We start from the raw sequence: 4,656 nt of genomic DNA, 5'->3' as shown, positions 1-4,656 counted from the left end.
GCAAAATCAGGCTTTTTAATTTCAATTCCTTTTTTGTATTTTTTTACACATTCTAATTTAAATTCTAATGAATATTTCATAAAAAATCCCTTTTCTATTTTTCTAGGAAAAGGGGATCTGCTCAGTTTAATTCTGTTTTTTTTACTTTTATTTTTTTATCAAATCTTTAAAAAGAAAAGTAATTTTTAAATTTTGTATTATTTTTAAAAAGTAAAAAATTAAAAATTTGCTTTAAAAATGAAGCATTTTTAGAAAAAATGAACTTTTTTTGATACTCTAGACTAAGTTGTTGTATAATTTAACAACTTTTATATCAACTAATGGTATTTAAACAAAATAAAGAAAGGACAAAAATGCCAACACAAACTCAGTTAGTTAATGGAGCGAGAGTTAATAAAGTTAGAAAAATTAATGCTCCTGCATTAAATAAATCTTTTAACTCATTAAAGAAAAAAGAGCATGCATTACCTGCGCCTTTTAAAAGAGGTGTATGTACAAGGGTAGGAACTATGACTCCTAAAAAACCTAACTCAGCTCTTAGAAAATATGCAAGGGTAAAACTTTCAAATGGAATGGAAGTAAATGCTTATATTCCAGGTGAAGGTCATAACTTACAAGAACACTCTGTTGTTTTAATAAGAGGTGGAAAAGTTAAAGATTTACCAGGGATGAGATACCACATTGTTCGTGGAACTCAAGATACAGCTGGTGTAGCTAAAAGAAACCAAGGTCGTTCTAAATACGGTGCTAAAAAACCAAAAGAGAAGAAATAATTAAATAAAAAGGAGACAAAATGTCACGTAGAAAACAGGCCCCTATAAGACAAGTGCTAGCAGATCCAGTTTTTAACTCAAAGTTAATAACTAAAGCTATCAACACAATTATGTTAGATGGTAAAAAATCTACAGCACAAAATATTTTATACTCAGCTTTTAAAATAGTTGCTGAAAAAACAAATAAAGATGCTTTAGAAGTATTTCATGAAGCTATCAAAAATATCACACCTGAATTAGAAGTGCGTTCAAGAAGAGTTGGTGGTTCCAACTACCAAGTTCCTATGGAGGTTTCTAAAAGAAGAAAACAAACACTTTCACTACGTTGATTAATTAACTACGCAAGATTACGTAATGAAAAAACAATGGAATTAAGATTAGCTAACGAAATTATTGATGCTTACAATAAAACTGGTGGATCTATTAAGAAAAAAGAAGATACACATAAAATGGCAGAAGCAAACAGAGCATTTGCTCACTACAGGTGATAATTATGGCAAGAAAATTTGACTTAGTTAACTATAGAAATATAGGAATTATGGCTCATATTGATGCTGGAAAAACAACAACAACAGAAAGAATCTTATTCCACACAGGTAAAATTCACAAAATTGGAGAAACACATGATGGAGTTTCACAAATGGACTGAATGGAACAAGAAAAAGAACGTGGTATTACTATAACTTCTGCTGCTACAACTGCATTTTGAAAAGGTAAAAGAATTAATATTATTGATACACCAGGACACGTTGACTTTACTGTTGAAGTTGAGCGTTCATTACGTGTTTTAGATGGTGCTGTAGCTGTTTTAGATGCACAATCAGGAGTAGAACCTCAAACAGAAACTGTTTGAAGACAAGCTACAAATTACAATGTTCCACGTATTGTTTATGTTAACAAAATGGACAAAGCAGGAGCTAACTTTGAAGCTTCAGTTAAATCTGTTAGAGATAAATTAGGTGGAAATGCTGTTGCTATTCAATTAAACATCGGTTCTGAAAATGATTTTGTTGGTTTAATTGACTTAGTGGAAATGAAAGCATTTAAATACAGCGGAGAAAAAGAAGAAGAAGAATTTGAAATTGAAATTCCTTCAGAATTAAAAGAAAAAGCAGAAATGATGCGTATGGAATTAGCAGAGGCAGTTGCTGATTTTGACGAAGACTTGATGCATTTACTTTTAGAAGGACACAATCCAAACGTAGAACAACTTAAAAAAGCAATTAGACTAGCAACAATTTCAGGACAATTTTTCCCAGCTGTTTGTGGAACTAGTTTTAAAAACAAAGGTGTTAAAAAAATGATTGATGCTGTTATCGATTATCTACCTTCACCTTTAGACGTTCCTGCTATTAAAGCTTATGCAGATGATGAAGAATTTTCAGTAAAAGCTTCAGATGATGAAGAATTTTCTGCTCTTGCTTTTAAAATTATGAATGACCCATTTGTTGGTTCATTAACATTTTTTAGAGTTTATTCTGGTGTTTTAAACAAAGGAACATACATTTTAAACTCAACAAAAAACAAAAAAGAAAGAGTTGGTAGAATCTTAGAAATGCATGCTAACTCAAGAGAAGAAATCAATGAAGTTAGAACAGGAGATATAGGTGCTTTAGTTGGATTAAAAGAGACAACAACTGGAGATACACTTATTTCTGAAAAAGCTAAAGTATTTGTTTTAGAAAAAATGGTTTTCCCAGAACCTGTTATTTCTCAAGCATTAGAGCCAGCTACTAAAGCTGCAGTTGAAAAACTCTCAATTGGTCTACAAAAACTTGCAAATGAAGATCCTACCTTCAAAACCTGAACAGATAACGAAACAGGACAAACAATTATTGCTGGTATGGGAGAGCTTCACTTAGACATAATTGTAGATCGTCTAAAGAGAGAATTTGGTGTAGAAGCTAAAGTTGGAAAACCACAAGTTAGTTACCGTGAAACAATTACCAAATCAGCTGAAGTTGAAGGAAAACACATCAAACAATCAGGTGGTCGGGGACAATATGGACACGTTTGAATTAAATTCGAACCAAACGAAGAAGGTGGATTTAAATTCATTGACAAAATTGTTGGTGGAAAAATTCCTAAAGAATACATTAAATCCATTCAAAAAGGACTTGAAGAAAAAATGCAAATGGGAATTCTTGCAGGATATCCAATGATTGATATTCAAGCAACATTATACGATGGTTCCTATCACGAAGTTGACTCCTCAGAAATGGCTTATAAAATTGCTGCTTCTAAAGCTCTTACAAAAGCAAAAGATGCAATTGGTACTGTTTTACTAGAACCAATTATGGATGTATCAGTTTTTGTGCCAGCTGAATATTCAGGAGATGTTATGGGAGATTTATCTCGTCGTCGTGGACAAGTAAAAGAACAAGAAACACGTGGAGATGGAGCTAATACCATAAGAGCTAATGTTCCTTTAGCTGAAATGTTTGGATACTCAACACAATTAAGGTCTATGACATCAGGTCGTGGAACTTATCAAATGCAATTTGATCACTATGAAATAACACCAAAACAAATTTCAGATCAAATTGTTAAAGAAAGAGCAATTAAAGCTGACGAAGATTAATATAATTAAATAAAATATAATATTTTTATGGCAAATCAAAATCCGCAAACAAATTCAAATTCACAAACAAAATTAGAAAAAAATGCTTCAAATATGAAGCTAAAATTCTGAATTGACTGAAAAAAAGAACATAGAATAAATTTTGTTTTTGCTTTATGAGCTATTATTTCTACTTTTGTAATTATTACAAAAAATATAGCTACAAATTACGTTGAATTTTCTTTACCTAAATTTTATTTTGTTTCATTTGTTTTTTATTTTCAAAATATATCTAGTTTGTTTTATTTTACTTATCAAACTAATATTATTTTTGCAGTTGCACTTTTAATTTATGTTCTTAATCCAAGTAGAAAAAAATTTCAATGACTTTTTTCATCCATTGTTTTATTAACAATTACATTTATAGTTTTTTGAACTTTAATTGCTTGACATTTGGATTTCAAAGCTAATATTTGGGAAACATTACAAACGCTTGTTGTACATTTAGTGAATCCAATATTATCTTTTATAAGTCTTAAATATTTAAAATGTGCATATTCTATTAAAAAATATACTTTTATCTACCCAATTCTTTATTCATTTGGTTATTATCTATTTTGTTGTTTACTTTTCTTTTTTAGTGTAAGACAATATACAAATGTAAATTTTCACAATGATAATAAAATAGTTTATTTCTACACTGGATTAACAATTTATCCTTTTTTGAATTTCTATCATCCTTTTTTCTATTCGGGTACTTCCAATTCAATAGTTATTTTACTAAATCTAATAACTTTAATTTCAATCGCAATTGTACCTTTTATGATTAGTTGATTTTGAATCAAAGTTTATAAAATTAAATACCATTCTTTGAAAATAAGACAACAAATTAATCGTATTTATAAAAAAACAAAAAAATACTTAATTAAATTTAAAAAAGAACATTTTCAAAAATAATTTGTTATTACAATTAAAAAATCAGATTATTAAATGAGCAAATCCCCTTTTCCTAGAAAAATAGAAAAGGGGATTTTTTATGAAATATTCATTAGAATTTAAATTAGAATGTGTAAAAAAATACAAAAAAGGAATTGAAATTAAAAAGCCTGATTTTGCTAATACAAGTCAGAAAAATTTTTTAAATCAAGTAAATTTTTGAGAAAAAATTTATGACAAATTAGGAGTTGAAGGTCTTAAGAAAAAACCACGAAATAAAAAGTGAACTATAGATCAAAGATTAAACATAGTTAAAAGATTTTTAGCTGGTGAACCAATTGTTAAAATTTCACTTGAAAATAATCTTAATCCAAGTCTAATATCTTT

4 protein-coding genes and 1 pseudogene are annotated in these 4,656 nt (G+C 28.8%); all 5 read left to right on the top strand.

The annotated features are described in order from the left end of the window. Window positions 1-353 precede the first annotated feature (353 nt). Window positions 354-773, top strand: coding sequence for a 30S ribosomal protein S12 (rpsL, locus tag F801_RS0103945; RefSeq protein WP_013302320.1), 420 nt, complete (start codon window positions 354-356; stop codon window positions 771-773). Between the two features lie 20 nt (window positions 774-793). Further along, window positions 794-1,264 carry a 30S ribosomal protein S7 gene (rpsG, locus tag F801_RS0103940; RefSeq protein WP_013302321.1) on the top strand — a complete coding sequence of 157 codons (471 nt, stop codon included), beginning with the start codon at window positions 794-796 and terminating at the stop codon, window positions 1,262-1,264. Between the two features lie 2 nt (window positions 1,265-1,266). Next, window positions 1,267-3,354 (top strand): elongation factor G, encoded by a 2,088-nt coding sequence (gene fusA, locus F801_RS0103935; protein ID WP_014335653.1) that lies wholly within the window; start codon window positions 1,267-1,269, stop codon window positions 3,352-3,354. Window positions 3,355-3,381: 27 nt separating this feature from the next. Further along, on the top strand, window positions 3,382-4,290 hold the full coding sequence (locus tag F801_RS0103930; RefSeq protein WP_014335654.1) for an MAGa3780 family membrane protein: 909 nt from the start codon (window positions 3,382-3,384) through the stop codon (window positions 4,288-4,290). A gap of 79 nt (window positions 4,291-4,369) precedes the next feature. After that, window positions 4,370-4,656 (top strand): annotated as a pseudogene (locus F801_RS0103925) (IS3 family transposase); the annotation flags it as partial.

The sequence above is a fragment of the Mesomycoplasma hyorhinis ATCC 17981 genome (assembly GCF_000383515.1).
Lineage (GTDB): Bacteria > Bacillota_I > Bacilli_A > Mycoplasmatales > Metamycoplasmataceae > Mesomycoplasma > Mesomycoplasma hyorhinis.
Note: the sequence above shows the minus strand (reverse complement) of the source record. Positions and strands in the feature narration are given on the sequence as shown.